Here is a 12,135-nt window from a genome sequence, read left to right as displayed (position 1 = left end):
AGATGTCGTTGGGCCCCTGGAGCACGCTGCTGCTGGTCGGCAGCCTGCACGGCCTCGCGGTGGCCGCGCTGCTGCTGCGCGCCCCCGCCAACCGCATCGCCAACCGCTGCCTGGCGGCGCTGATGGGAGTCGTGGTGTTGCTGGTCACGCCCTACACGATCGGCTACGCCGGGGCCTACGACGCCTATCCCTGGCTGACCTTCGCGCCCTTCTTCTGGGAGCTGGCGATCGGTCCCCTGCTCTGGCTCTACGTCAGGCAGCTTGCGGTGCCAGACTTGCCGTCGCGCTGGGGCTGGCACTTTTTGCCGGCCGCGCTGCAAGGCTTGTACTACCTCGTGCTGTTCACCTGGCCGCTGCAGGCCAAGTGGGATTGGTCGGACCAGGTGCACGAGCCCTGGGTCGTGCCGGTCGAAACCCTGCTGGTGCACGCCTCCATGGCGGTGTACTTCGTGCTGGCCCTGCGCGCCTTCCGCGGCTACCAGGCCTGGCTGGAACAGCACAGCGGCGCCCGCGAGGAGTGGCGGCTACCGTGGCTGCGCGGTTTCTTGGTTGCGATGGGCGCCGTGATCCTGATGCGGCTGGCGCATACGGTCCTGCAGCTGGCCTGGCGTCCGCTGGACTATTTCGACGAGTTTCCGATGTACGTGGGCTTCGTCGCGGTGCTCTATTACCTGGGCATCGAGGGCTGGCGGCATGCGCGTGACCCCTACCCCGCCTGGCGGCCGGATCCGCCGCCCCTGCCCGCTTCAGACCTGGACGAGCCTGATGCGCCCGCCGCCTCAAGTCTTGAACGTCCCGCGACGGTGCCGGCGTCGGGCAAGGACTGGGCCGCGCTCGGGCAGAAGGTGGCCGGCCAGGTCCAGGCCGCCCAGTGGTGGCGCGAGCCGGACCTGAGCCTGCCGGAGCTGGCGCGGCGCGTCGGCACCAATACCCATTACCTGTCGCGCGCCATCAACGAGGGGCTGGGCCAGAGTTTCAGCGACTTCATCAACCGGTTCCGGGTGGCTGAAGCGCAGCAGCGGCTGCAGGGAGACGAGGACATCCTGGCCATCGCGATGGCCGTGGGCTTCGGGTCCAAGGCCAGCTTCAACCGGGTGTTCCGCGCCATGGCCGGCGAGTCGCCCAGTGCGTTCCGGCAGCGGCAAGGGCTCAAATCCTGAAAATGTGGGCACAGGCAGGATTCCGGGTCGCCTGCGGTGAGGCCTGGGGTCACTGTGCGCATCCCCCTTCTGTCCCGGGCGACACCGCATGAGCCTCCGCGTTTGCTTGAAGTCCCTGTGCTCCTTCCTGCTGATGGCCGCCATCGCTGCGGCCGCGCCCCCGTCCCATGCCACGACCCCGCCGTCCCCGCTGCGGGCCGACACGCTGCTGGACGGCGCCGGGCTGGTTGCCGACGTGGACCTGCTGGAGCGGGCCTGGACCCAGCTCCACCCCGGTCTCCATCGCTATTCCACGCCGGAGCAGATGCAGGCCCGGTTCGAGGCCACGCGCCGCGAGCTAAAGGGCGGCGCCACGCTGGCCCAGGCCTACCTGGCGTTCTCGCGGCTGGCGGCGACCGTGCGCTGTGGCCACACCTACGCCAACTTCTACAACCAGTCGAAACCGGTGCAAGCGGCCTTGTTCGAACAGGGCGGCCACCTGCCCTTCCATTTCCTCTGGCGTGACGGTCGGATGGTGGTGACGGCGAACGGGTCCGGAGACGCCAGTCTGATTCCCGGCACCGTGATCACCCGCGTCAACGGCATCGACACCAGCGACCTCCTGGCGGCACTGCTCACCGTGGCGCGGGCCGATGGCGGCAACGACGCCAAGCGCATCGCACAGATGCAGGTCCAGGGCGACGATCGCATCGAGGCCTTCGACGTCTTCCTGCCGCTGCTGTTCCCCGGCATGGCCCAGGGCTACGAGCTGCGCGTGCAGCGGCCGGGCGAGACCTCGCCGGGCGACGTGCACGTGGACGGGCTGGATCCCGCGGGCCGTCGCGCGATGGCCGCGCCGGTGGCCGAGGATCCGGCGGCGCCGGCCTGGACCCTGGACCTGGCCGATCCGCAGCTGGCGGTGCTGCGCATGCCCGGCTGGGCGCTGTACGACAGCCAGTGGGACTGGAAGGCCTTCCTCGCCCGCAGCTTCGAAACCCTGGTGCGCGACGAAGTGCCGGCACTGGTGATCGACCTGCGGGGCAACGAAGGCGGACTGTCCGTCGGCGACGTGCTGCTCTCGCGACTGGCGTCCGGGACGGTGACGATGCCGCGCGTCCGGCACGAGGTGCGCTATCGCAAGGTGCCCGACGACCTCCTGCCGCATCTGGATACCTGGGACGACAGCTTCCGCGACTGGGGCGACCAGGCCGTGCCCTCGCGGCCGGGCTTCTACACCCTGACGCGCTGGCATGCGGCCGACGGCAGCGAATCGATTGCGCCGGTGGCGCCGCGCTACGCGGGCAAGGTGTTCGTGATCATCGGGCCGACCAACAGTTCGGCCACCTTCGAGTTCGCGCGGCAGGTGCGCGCCAGCGGTCTGGCCACTCTGGTCGGCCAGCCCACGGGCGGCAACCGCCGTGGCATCAACGGCGGCGCGTTCTTCTTCCTGCGCCTGCCCAACAGCGGCCTGGAGCTGGATGTTCCCTTGGTCGGGCAGTTTCCGGTCGCGGACGAGCCCGATGCCGGCGTCGAGCCGGATGTGCGGGTGGCGCCCACCGACGACGACATCGCGGCGGGTCGAGATGCCGAGATGGCGGCGATCCGCGTGCGTCTTGGCGCTGGTTTGCCCTCGCCCGGTCCTGACCAGGACGGAAAGAATCAGTCCGCGCGTTCGCGATAGGACCAATGGCCCGCGGCGGCGGGCAAGCCCGGAGCCCGCAGTTCGGCCCCCGGCCAGGCGGCCAGGCTCAGCTGGCGACCCCCGGGAAGCACCCAGTGCCGGGCCTCGGCTTCGGCGGGCGCGGCCGGGAGCGCACCGCAGCGGCGCGCCTCCTGCCGCTGCAGGCCACGGCCACTGCGCTTGGACCAGGCCTCCTTCAGGGTCCAGGTCCGCAGGAACACCGATTCCAGCGCGTCCGGTCCGGCCGCCCGCAGCGCCTCGTTCTCCTCGGGACTGAACATCGTGCGGCCCAGGGCCAGCCAGTCCCGGCCGCGGCCCGTGCTTTCGATGTCGATACCGACGGGCCGGGTCGCGACCACCACCGCCAGGCTGTCGCCGGCGTGGCTGATGGAGACGCCGAGCTCATCGGCACCGGACCGGCGCAGCACCCGGCGCTGATCATCGGCCACTTCCAGCCGCCACTGCCAGGGATCGCCCCCGGCCAGTTCGGCCGCAAGCCGCCGGGCCAGGCTGTGCCCGGCCAGGAACTGCCTGCCCCGCAGCGCATCGCCCAGCGACGCCGCGCGCGCACGTTCGTCCTCGGCCAGCCAGCCGGGTTCGGCCGGGGCGCGCGAAAGCGCGGTGAGTTCGAGCAGCAGGGACAAGCGCGTCTCCGGAAACGTCTATCCATCCATCTTGGCCAAGCATCGCCCAAAGAAAAAGCCCGGCAGGGCCGGGCTTTTCCTGGACAACTCTGAGATGGCGTCCCCACGGGGATTCGAACCCCGGTCGCTACCGTGAAAGGGTAATGTCCTAGGCCTCTAGACGATGGGGACGTTGAAACAGGTTTGAAGCGAATAAGTGGTGGAGCTAATCGGGATCGAACCGATGACCTCTACAATGCCATTGTAGCGCTCTCCCAGCTGAGCTATAGCCCCACCGAAGGAAGAAGCGGAAGTTTAGACAGGCGCCCCGGACTCGTCAAGCGCAGGCGACATTTTTTTGACCGGCCGGCTCGGGTTCGATGCTCGACAGGGTATGCGGGCCGTGGCCCTGCCCGTCCAGGTAGTCGAGCCACTTGTTGAGGAAGGCATTCATGCGCAGGCGGTGGTGCACCATCGCCTGCACGCTGGGCCGCAGGCCCAGCACATCCTGCCAGTGCCGGCCCACGTAGCAGTGCGTCACTTCGGCCTGGCGCGCGTCGCGGTAGAGGCGCACGTAGGCCGAAGGATCGGGCTGGCCGGTCTGGTCGTCGCGCATGAAATAGCTCAGGCGCAGCTCCACCGTGTAGGCGTGCTGTTCGAGCACTTCGACCTGCAGGTCCAGGCCGCCCGGCACGCGCGAGACGTAGGTGCCGGCGCTCAGCCCCTGCGGCTGGAACAGCCGGCTCAGGCGCTGGAAGTTCTCGCCGTACAGGCCCATGAGCCAGGCGAACCGGCTCAGGCGGGGCATGTCGCGGCGGGAGGGCGTGGGGGCCGGCATGTTTCGATGCTAGCACAGGGCCCTGAACGCTCCGGTGCTCAGTACATGTGCCGGTGGATGCCTTGGTGGGCCAGCACCTTGCCGGCGATTTCCTCGATGGACGTATGGGTGGTGCTCAGCGCCGGAATCGACTCCTGGCGGAACAGGGCCTCGGCCGCGGCCACTTCGCTGCGGCAGGTTTCCAGCTTGGCGTAGCGCGAATTGGGCTTGCGCTCCTCGCGGATCTTCTGCAGCCGCACGGGATCGATGGTCAGGCCGAACAGCTTGCGGCGGTGGGCGCGCAGCCGGCGCGGCAACTCGGCGCCTTCCAGGTCTTCTTCGGTCAGCGGGTAGTTGGCCGCCTTCACACCGTAGTGCAGCGCCATGTACAGGCAGGTCGGCGTCTTGCCAGAACGCGAAACCCCGACCAGGATCACGTCGGCGTCGTCGTAGTGGATGTCCATGCCGTCGTCGTGCGTGAGCGCGTAGTTGGTGGCGTTGATGCGCGTCTCGTACGCAGCGAAGTCGACCAGGCCATGCGCATGCCCTACCCTCGCCTCGCGCCGGCGCCCCAGCTCCTGCTCCAGCGGGCTGATGAAGGGCGCGAACACGTCCAGCATCAGGGCGCCGCTTTCCGCCAGCAGCGCATTCAGATCCGGGTCCACCACCGTGTTGACCACCACGGGCCGGCAGCCGCAGGCCTCGCCCGCGCGCACGATCTCGGCGACCGCGGCCTCGGCCTTCTCGACGCTGTCCACGAAGGCGATGCGGCGGGTGTTGAACGCAACGCCGTTGAACTGGGTGAGCAGGCTGTGGCCAATGGTCTCGGCGGTGATGCCGGTGCCGTCGGAAACATAAAAAACCGGTCGTTCGCCCGCCATGCCGCGTCCTCTCGCCCGGCGCCGTCGCGCGGCGCATGAATTCCCAGATAATTCAAGCTTGTATGGCTTGCGCCGGGGTCGCATCATACGCAGCTTGAACCCCATCTTACCCGGGTGCCTGCCGTCCGTCCGCAGCCCCGCCCCGAGCGCACGGAGATCCCCTTGAACGCCGACGTCCTTTGGCTGCACGAACTCCGCCTGGCCGACCTGGCCCAGGTCGGCGGCAAGAACTCCTCGCTCGGTGAAATGATCGGCAACCTCGCCCAGCTCGGGGTGTCCGTGCCCGGCGGCTACGCGACCACGGCCGACGCCTTCCGCCGCTTCATTGCCCACAACAACCTCAGCCAGCGCATCTTCGACCGCCTGGCCGGGCTGGACGTGGAAGACGTGGACGCCCTGGTCAAGGCCGGCGGCGAAATCCGCGGCTGGGTGATCGAGGCACCGCTGCAGCCGGCGCTGGACCAGGCCATCCGCGAGGCCTACCGCAAGCTGTGCGCCGAGGCCGGTGCCAGCGAGATCGCGGTGGCCGTGCGCTCCTCGGCCACCGCCGAGGACCTGCCCGACGCCAGCTTCGCGGGCCAGCAGGAAACCTTCCTCAACGTCACCGGCGAGGACGACGTGGTGCGCAAGGTGAAGGAAGTCTTCGCCAGCCTCTACAACGACCGCGCCATCGCCTATCGCGTGCACCACGGCTTCAAGCACGAGGACGTGTTCCTGTCGGCCGGCGTGCAGCTGATGGTGCGCTCGGACATCGGCGCCTCGGGCGTGCTGTTCACGCTCGACACCGAGTCGGGCTTCCGCGACGTGGTGTTCATCACCTCCAGCTACGGCCTGGGCGAGATGGTGGTCCAGGGCGCGGTGAATCCCGACGAGTTCTATGTCTACAAGCCCACCCTGCTCAAGGGCAAGCCGGCGATCCTGCGCCGCACCATCGGCTCCAAGCTGATCCGCATGGTGTACTCCGACCAGCCCGGCGAACGCGTGCGCATCGAGGACACGCCGGACGCGCTGCGCAACCGTTTCTCCATCAACGATGCCGACATCGAAGAGCTGTCGCGCCAGGCGCTGACCATCGAGAAGCACTACGGCCGCCCGATGGACATCGAGTGGGCCAAGGACGGCAACACCGGCAAGCTCTACATCGTGCAGGCGCGCCCGGAAACCGTGAAGTCACGCGCCCGCACCACCCAGATCGAGCGCTACAGCCTCGAGCGCCGCGGCCCGGTGATCAGCGAGGGCCGCGCCATCGGCCAGAAGATCGGCACCGGCGTGGCGCGCGTGGTGCGTTCGCTGGCCGAGATGAGCAAGTTCCAGGCCGGCGACGTACTGGTGGCCGACATGACCGACCCTGACTGGGAGCCGATCATGAAGCGCGCCGCCGCCATCGTCACCAACCGCGGCGGCCGCACCTGCCATGCCGCCATCATCGCCCGCGAGCTGGGCGTGCCGGCGGTGGTCGGCACCGGCGACGCGATGCAGGTGATCAAGGACGGCCAGGAAGTCACCGTCAGCTGCGCCGAGGGCGACACCGGCTTCATCTACGACGGCGCGCTGGGCTTCGAGGTCACCACCACTGACCTGGGCAACATGCCGCCGGCGCCGCTGAAGATCATGATGAACGTCGGCAACCCCGAGCGCGCCTTCGACTTCGCGCAGCTGCCGCACCAGGGCATCGGCCTGGCCCGGCTGGAATTCATCATCGCGCGCCAGATCGGCGTGCATCCGCGTGCGCTGCTCGAGTACGAGAAGCAATCGCCCGCGCTGAAGGCGCAGATCGACAAGATCACCGCCGGCTACTCCGACCCGGTCAGCTTCTACGTCGAGCGCCTGGCCGAGGGCATCGCCACGCTCACGGCCGCGTTCGCGCCGCACCCGGTCATCGTGCGCCTGTCGGACTTCAAGTCCAATGAATACGCCAACCTGGTCGGCGGCAAGGAGTACGAGCCGCACGAGGAAAACCCGATGATCGGGTTCCGCGGCGCCTCGCGCTACGTGCACCCCGACTTCAAGGATTGCTTCGCGCTGGAATGCCGCGCCGTGCTGAAGGTGCGCGAGCAGATGGGCCTGGACAACTGCTGGATCATGATCCCCTTCGTGCGCACGCTCGAAGAGGGCCAGGCCGTGATCAACACGCTCGAGGCCAATGGCCTGGTGCGCGGCGTCAACGGCCTGAAGGTGATCATGATGTGCGAGCTGCCGTCCAACGCGCTGCTGGCCGACGAGTTCCTGCAGATCTTCGACGGCTTCTCGATCGGCTCCAACGACCTCACCCAGCTCACCCTCGGCCTGGACCGTGACTCCGGCATCGTCGCCCACCTGTTCGACGAGCGGAACCCGGCGGTGAAGAAGATGCTGTCCATGGCGATCACCGCCGCCCGCAAGGCCGGCAAGTACGTCGGCATCTGCGGCCAGGGGCCGTCGGACCATCCCGACCTGGCCGAGTGGCTGATGCAGCAGGGCATCGAGTCGGTGTCGCTCAACCCCGACACCGTCGTGGACACCTGGCTGCGGCTGGCGAAACTCAAGGCCGGTTGATGGGCACTGCGACCATCAACCACTGGGAGGCCACCGCATCCGGCCTCTTCCAGCAGGCGATGGCGTCGGACTGGCTGATGCGCATCGGCCTGGCCCTGCTGGTGGCCGGCGTCGGCTTCTGGCTGGCGCGCCTGCTGTCGCGCGCCCTGGACCGCGGCATGGGCCGCTTCGGCGTCGAACAGATCCTGCGCGACTTCCTGCGCGGCCTGGCCTATGCCATTGGCGTCATCGTGGTGTCGGTGGCGGCGCTGGATGCGCTGGGCGTGCCGACCACGTCGCTGATCGCGGTGCTCGGCGCCGCCGGCCTGGCCATCGGCCTGGCGCTGAAGGATTCGCTGTCCAACATTGCCTCGGGCGTGATGCTGATCGTGCTGCGGCCCTTCCGCGCCGGCGACGCCGTGGTGGTGGCCGGCCAGGAAGGCATCGTCGAGCAGGTGCGCATCTTCCAGACCGTGCTGCGCACCTACCAGAACCATGACGTGATCCTGCCCAACAGCCAGATCACCGCCGCGCCCATCGTCAATTACACGGCGCGCAGCCAGCGTCGCATCGACCTGCCTGTGGGCATCGGCTACGACGACGACCTGGCGAAGGCGCGCGAGGTCCTGCTGGCCATCGCCAGTGCCCATGGCAAGGTGCTGGCCGATCCGGCGCCGGATGTGCTGGTGACGGGGCTGGGCGAGAGCAGCGTGGACCTGGTGCTGCGCGCCTGGGTGGAGACGCCCGACTTCGTGACCACAAAGAGCGACCTGACCGAAGCGGTGACCCGCGACTTCACCCAGGCGGGGGTATCCATCCCCTACCCGCAGCGCGACCTGCACGTGTACCACCACGATGCCGATGGCCGCCCGCTGGCCCAGATCACCGCGGCGGTGGACGACCCCGACCGCGGCTGATCACCCCACCACCCGGTTGCGGCCGGCGTGCTTGGCCTCGTACAGGCGCTGGTCCGCGCGCGACACCAGGCGTTCGTGGTGCGACAGGCCGGTGCGTTCGGCCAGGCCGATGCTGGCGGTGATCTTCAGGCCCGGCGCGAAATCGCTGCAGTCGATGGCCTCGATGGCCTGGCGCAGGGCTTCGGCCTGCGCGGTGGCGGCCGCCATGTCGGCCAGCGGGAACAGCAAGGCGAACTCCTCGCCACCCCAGCGCGCCACGCGCTCGTCGCCGCGCCAGCGGCCGACATTCTGCTGGCCGACCTGGTCGCGCATCACTGCGGCCACGCGCCGCAGCGCTTCGTCGCCCACGTCGTGCGAGAAGCCGTCGTTGATGCGCTTGAAGTGGTCGATGTCGAGCAGGCCGAAGGTGAGCGGCTGGTCGTTGAGCACCGCGTCCTGGTAGATGCGCGCCAGGGTCTCGTCCATGCTGCGGCGGTTGGGCAGGCCGGTCAGCGCGTCGGTGCGCGAGAGCTGCTCGAAGATCTCGGACTGCTTGCGGATGGTTTCGTTCTTGGCTTCCAGCTCGCCGTTCTTTTCGCTCAGCGCGCGGGTGCGGTCGTCCACGATCCGGCTCAGCTGCGCCTCGCGGCTCTTGAGCTGGCTCACCCGGGCGCGGTACAGGCCGTACAGGAACAGCGCCAGCAGCGAACCCGCCAGCGGCAGGAACCAGGCGCGCTGGTACAGGCGCGGCTGGATCTCGAAGTTCACCGAGGCCGTCTCCGGGCTCCAGCCGCTGCCGCGCTGCGCGGCGCTGACCTGGAACCGGTACTGGCCCGGCGGCAGGTTGGTGTACTGGGCGTTGCGGCGCGTGCTGCGCTCGACCCAGCCGTTGTCGAAGCCTTCCAGCCGGTAGCGGTAGCGGATCTGCTCGGGCGTGCGGTAGCTCAGGCTCACGTAGTCCAACTCGAGCTTGCGCGTGCCGGGCGGCAGCACCAGGTTGCCGTTGGCGCTGGCGTTGCGGTCGTCCACGCGCAGGCCTTCGATCACCACCGGCGGCGGCGCCAGCTGGTAGCGCGGCAGCTGGTCGGGCTGCACCACCGACACGCCCTTGGCGGTGGCCACCCAGATGCTGCCGTCCTGTGCCCGCAGCGCGGCCGGACCGGCACCGCCGTTGCACTGGGCACTGCCCATGCCGTCGGCTTCGGCGAACTGCTGGTAGTCCAGGCGCTCGCCGCCGCCATTGGCCACCGATTCCATGTCGTCGCGGCGCACGTACACCACGCCGGCGTTCGAGGTGAGCCAGAAGTTGCCGTAGCTGTCCACCACCACCTGGAACACCGCATCCACCGGCAGCCCCTGCAGTCCGCCGACGATGCTCAGGCTGCCGTTGCGACGGCGCACCAGGCCGCGGTCGGTGGCGAACCACAGCGTTCCGTCGGCGTCCTCGTGCATGCCGAACACGTCCTGCGCGCCGTCCATGGACGACAGGTCGAGCGCGGTGACTTCGTCGCCGTCGATGCGCGCCGCACCGTTGGAGGTACCGGCCCACACGCTGCCGTCGGCCGATTCGAACAGGCTGAGCACGAAGTCGCGCGGCATGCCGTCCTTCTCGCCCAGCACCGTGTCCCGGCCCTCCTTGCGCCGCAGCAGGCCGCGGGAGGTGCCGATCCAGAAGCTGCCGTCCCGGGCCTCGTGCACCGCGCGCACCTGGTTGGAAGGCAGGCCCTCGCCGCTGGTGAGGCGCTCGACCACGGCGCCGTCCTTCCATCGCACCAGGCCCGTGGAATACGTGCCCAGCCAGACGTTGCCGGCGCGGTCCTCGGCCAGGCTCAGCACCGAGTCGCCTTCCAGGCCCTCGGTGCCGGTGACCACCTCGTCGCGCCACACGTCCATGCCGCGGCTGGTGCCGATCAGGATGTCGCCGGAACGCGTCTGCAGCAGGGCCCGCACGTAGTCGTCGGCCAGGCCGTGGTGGCTGTCGAGCGTGATGAAGGGGGTGTCCGCGAATCGCATCAGGCCGGCATTGGTGCCGACCCAGAGACTGCCCTCGCGATCGGCGAACAGCGAGGCGACCCGGTTGTTGGGCAGGCCGTCGGCCGCGTCGAACCGCTCCAGGCCGCGCGCACCCAGGCGCATCAGGCCGCGGTTGACGGTGCCGATCCACAGGCTGCCGAGTTCGTCCACCTGCAGGCTGGCCACGGCCACCTTCGGGAACTCGGCGTTGATGGGTTCGAAGCGGCCGCCGCGCCCGACGTAAAGGCCCGCCTCGGTGCCGACGTAAAGCTGGCCGTCCGGCGCGATGGCCAGGCTGAAGACGGCGCCCTTGGGCAAGCCGGCCTCGACCGAGAAAGCCTGAACCCGGTCGCCCTGGATGCGCGCGACGCCTTCACCGGTGGCGACCCACACCGCACCCGCGCCGTCTTCGATGACGGCGTAGCCCACGTCGGACGCCAGTCCGTTGCCGGTGTTGAACACCAGGTGCTCGGTCCCCTCGAGGCGGGTGATGCCGCGACTTTCGGTGGCGACCCAGATGCGGCCGGCGCGGTCCTCGATGGCGGCGAAGGTTTCATCCTGGGCCAGGCCATTTTCGGTGGTGTAGGTGGACCACTCCTCGCCGCGCAGCACGCTGACGCCGCCGCGCGAGGTGGCCACCACCAGTGCGCCGCTGGGGCCGACGGTGACGGACCGGATGCCGGAATCGCGCAGCGCCGGCACGTTGTTGCGGCCGAAGGCGCGGAACTCCTGGCCGTTGTAGCGCACCACGCCTTCCCAGGTGGCGAACCATAGGTAGCCTTCCGGCGTCTGCGCGATCGAGTTGACCTGGTTGTGCGGCAGGCCGTCGCGCGTGGTCCAGACCTCGCGCGCGTAGGCGTCCAGCGCCTTTTGTTCCAGGGCCTGCGCGGGCCCGCACAGCATCGCCACCAGGGCCACGCACGCAATGCGCAACATGCCAGCTGCCATCGTCCGCCTCAGAGTCCGCCGAGCCTGCCCATGTGCTGGCGATAGTGCGCCAGTTCCTTCACCGACTCGCGGATGTCCGACAGCGCGGTGTGCGCCCCGACCTTCGTGAACCCGTCCAGCAGCGCCGGCGACCAGCGCCGCGCCAGCTCCTTCAGGGTCGACACGTCCAGGTTGCGGTAGTGGAAATAGCGCTCCAGGCGCGGCATGTGGCGCACCAGGAAACGGCGGTCCTGGCAGATCGAGTTGCCGCAGATGGGCGACTTGCCGGCGGGAACCCACTGGGCCAGGAACTCGATGGTGTGGGCCTCGGCCTTCGCCATGGTGACCGTGCTGTCCAGCACGCGCTGCCACAGGCCCGAGCGGGTGTGGGTGCCGCGGTTCCAGTCGTCCATGGCCTGCAGCCGCGCGAGCGGATGGGCGATGGCGATCTCGGGGCCCTCGGCCAGGACGTTGAGCTGGCTGTCGGTGACCAGGGTGGCGATCTCCAGCACCGAGTCGGTGTCCGGATCCAGGCCGGTCATCTCCAGGTCGATCCAGATCAGGTTCTGCTCGTGGCTGCGCATGCGTCGGTGGCGGCGAAGGGGACCGGCGCATCATACTTCAGGCACGACTTCCCCAAGGTG

General features: G+C 69.1%; 9 protein-coding genes and 2 tRNA genes. 4 read left to right on the top strand and 7 right to left on the bottom strand.

The window, feature by feature from the left end:
• Window positions 1-2 precede the first annotated feature (2 nt).
• Window positions 3-1,160 (top strand): helix-turn-helix domain-containing protein, encoded by a 1,158-nt coding sequence (locus ACOQFR_RS12330; RefSeq protein WP_421382316.1) that lies wholly within the window; start codon window positions 3-5, stop codon window positions 1,158-1,160.
• Between the two features lie 133 nt (window positions 1,161-1,293).
• Window positions 1,294-2,820 (top strand): S41 family peptidase, encoded by a 1,527-nt coding sequence (locus tag ACOQFR_RS12325; protein WP_421383289.1) that lies wholly within the window; start codon window positions 1,294-1,296, stop codon window positions 2,818-2,820.
• On the opposite strand, the gene ACOQFR_RS12320 is transcribed toward ACOQFR_RS12325, so the two are convergent.
• From ACOQFR_RS12320 to ppsR, 5 genes are all read right to left on the bottom strand, one after another.
• Window positions 2,799-3,464 (bottom strand): 4'-phosphopantetheinyl transferase family protein, encoded by a 666-nt coding sequence (locus ACOQFR_RS12320; protein ID WP_421382314.1) that lies wholly within the window; start codon window positions 3,462-3,464, stop codon window positions 2,799-2,801. The genes ACOQFR_RS12325 and ACOQFR_RS12320 overlap by 22 nt on opposite strands.
• Window positions 3,465-3,559: 95 nt before the next feature.
• A tRNA-Glu gene (locus ACOQFR_RS12315) sits at window positions 3,560-3,635 on the bottom strand.
• Window positions 3,636-3,661: 26 nt separating this feature from the next.
• Window positions 3,662-3,737: transfer RNA gene (locus ACOQFR_RS12310), tRNA-Ala, on the bottom strand.
• A 43-nt stretch (window positions 3,738-3,780) separates the two neighbouring features.
• Complete coding sequence (locus ACOQFR_RS12305) at window positions 3,781-4,281, bottom strand: DUF1249 domain-containing protein (RefSeq protein WP_421382312.1); 501 nt, start codon at window positions 4,279-4,281, stop codon at window positions 3,781-3,783.
• 38 nt (window positions 4,282-4,319) lie between these two features.
• A complete protein-coding gene (gene ppsR, locus ACOQFR_RS12300) occupies window positions 4,320-5,141 on the bottom strand; it encodes a posphoenolpyruvate synthetase regulatory kinase/phosphorylase PpsR (protein WP_421382310.1) in 822 nt (273 codons plus the stop codon).
• A gap of 162 nt (window positions 5,142-5,303) precedes the next feature.
• Here ppsR and ppsA point away from each other — a divergent pair, with 162 nt between their 5' ends.
• Window positions 5,304-7,676 (top strand): phosphoenolpyruvate synthase, encoded by a 2,373-nt coding sequence (ppsA, locus tag ACOQFR_RS12295; protein ID WP_421382308.1) that lies wholly within the window; start codon window positions 5,304-5,306, stop codon window positions 7,674-7,676.
• On the top strand, window positions 7,676-8,572 hold the full coding sequence (locus tag ACOQFR_RS12290; RefSeq protein ID WP_421382306.1) for a mechanosensitive ion channel family protein: 897 nt from the start codon (window positions 7,676-7,678) through the stop codon (window positions 8,570-8,572). Before ppsA ends, ACOQFR_RS12290 begins: the two co-directional genes overlap by 1 nt.
• On the opposite strand, the gene ACOQFR_RS12285 is transcribed toward ACOQFR_RS12290, so the two are convergent.
• Window positions 8,573-11,500, bottom strand: coding sequence for a two-component regulator propeller domain-containing protein (locus ACOQFR_RS12285; RefSeq protein WP_421382304.1), 2,928 nt, complete (start codon window positions 11,498-11,500; stop codon window positions 8,573-8,575).
• A gap of 20 nt (window positions 11,501-11,520) precedes the next feature.
• Window positions 11,521-12,075, bottom strand: coding sequence for an oligoribonuclease (gene orn, locus ACOQFR_RS12280; protein ID WP_421382302.1), 555 nt, complete (start codon window positions 12,073-12,075; stop codon window positions 11,521-11,523).
• Window positions 12,076-12,135: the final 60 nt, after the last annotated feature.

The organism is Arenimonas sp. MALMAid1274 (genome assembly GCF_049195245.1).
Taxonomy (GTDB): domain Bacteria; phylum Pseudomonadota; class Gammaproteobacteria; order Xanthomonadales; family Xanthomonadaceae; genus Arenimonas.
This window is presented reverse-complemented; position numbering and strand designations above follow the sequence as displayed.